The sequence below is a fragment of the Pseudomonas sp. MF09150 genome (genome assembly GCF_059862355.1).
This window is the reverse complement of sequence record NZ_JCBCUS010000001.1, coordinates 579,616-580,885: the sequence shown is the minus strand read 5'-3', so window position 1 is coordinate 580,885 and position 1,270 is coordinate 579,616. Positions and strand designations below refer to the sequence as shown.

The 1,270-nt window shown below is 65.4% G+C and carries 1 protein-coding gene; it reads left to right on the top strand.

Annotated elements, in window-relative coordinates; all coding sequences use genetic code 11:
• The first annotated feature begins 120 nt into the window (after nt 1-120).
• The gene (gene macA / locus AC19YX_RS02440; RefSeq protein WP_078473738.1) at nt 121-1,269 is read left to right on the top strand and encodes a macrolide transporter subunit MacA; all 1,149 of its coding nucleotides are present in this window, start codon (nt 121-123) and stop codon (nt 1,267-1,269) included.
• Nucleotide 1,270: the final 1 nt, after the last annotated feature.

Genomic DNA, 1,270 nt, shown 5'->3' with positions numbered 1-1,270 from the left:
GGCGCTGACCCGGGACCGGCGCGGAGCCGGTTGATGGAACGGGGGCGGCACGCAGGGTCGCCCCCTTGGACAAGGCCCCGGCTACGGCCGGATCTGCCCTCAACGCATTTGTGGTCATCTATGGAAAAGTCGAAGTTGCGTAACGTGGGCCTGGGACTGGCGCTGGTGGTGGCGGCCGGGTTGGTGTTCTACACCGTGCAGGCGCCGGCCGAACCGCCGCAGTACCTGGTGGCCAAGGTCGAGCGCGGGGATATTGAAAACGCGGTGCTGGCCACCGGGTTGCTCGAAGGCATCAAGCAGGTGGATGTCGGGGCCCAGGTCTCCGGGCAGTTGAAGTCGCTCAAGGTCAAGCTCGGGGACAAGGTAAAAAAGGGCCAGTGGCTGGCGGAAATTGACCCGCTGGTGTTGCAGAACACCCTGCGCCAGGCCCTGGTCGACGAGGAGAACCTGCAAGCCCAGCGTCGGGCCACGGCGGCCCAGCTCAAGCAGACCAAGTCGATCTACGAGCGCTACAACGACTTGCAGGCCGACGCCTCGATCTCGCGCCAGGACTTCGAGACCGCCGAGTCCAACTACGAGGTCCAGCGCGCCAACCTGCTGTCGCTGGACGCGCAGATCAAGAGTGCGCATATCCAGATCGATACGGCCCGGGTCAACCTGGCCTATACCCGGATCGTCGCGCCCATCGACGGCGACGTGGTGGGCATCGTCACCCAGGAAGGCCAGACCGTGATCGCCCAGCAACTGGCGCCGGTCCTGCTCAAACTGGCGGACCTGGACACCATGACGGTCAAGGCCCAGGTCTCGGAAGCCGATGTGATCCACATCACCCCGGGGCAAAAGGTCTACTTCACCATCCTCGGTGAAGATCGGCGTTACTACGGCGAGCTGCGCGGCACGGAACCGGCGCCGCAGAACTTCCTCGACACCCAGGCCGCGGGCACCGCGAAGCAGAGCAGCGCGGTGTTCTACAACGCACTGTTCGATGTGCCCAACCCCGACCACCGCCTGCGCATTGCGATGACCGCCCAGGTGCGCATCGTGCTCGACACTGCCCAGGCGGTGCTGATGGTGCCGGTGGCGGCCCTGGGCCCGCGCAACGCCGATGGCAGCTTTCCGGTACGGGTGCTGGACGCCAAGGGCCATGCCCAGCAACGCAACGTGCAGACCGGGATCAACAACAACGTCAAGGTGCAGATCAGGGACGGGCTGGTCGAAGGTGACAAGGTGGTGATCGGCGATCCGGTATCCGCTGTGGCGGGGGCCTGAC

Coding starts and splice junctions, on each gene's coding strand:
- macA (WP_078473738.1), top strand. CDS start 121: ATGGAAAAGTCGAAGTTGCGTAACGTGGGCCTGGGACTGGCGCTGGTG.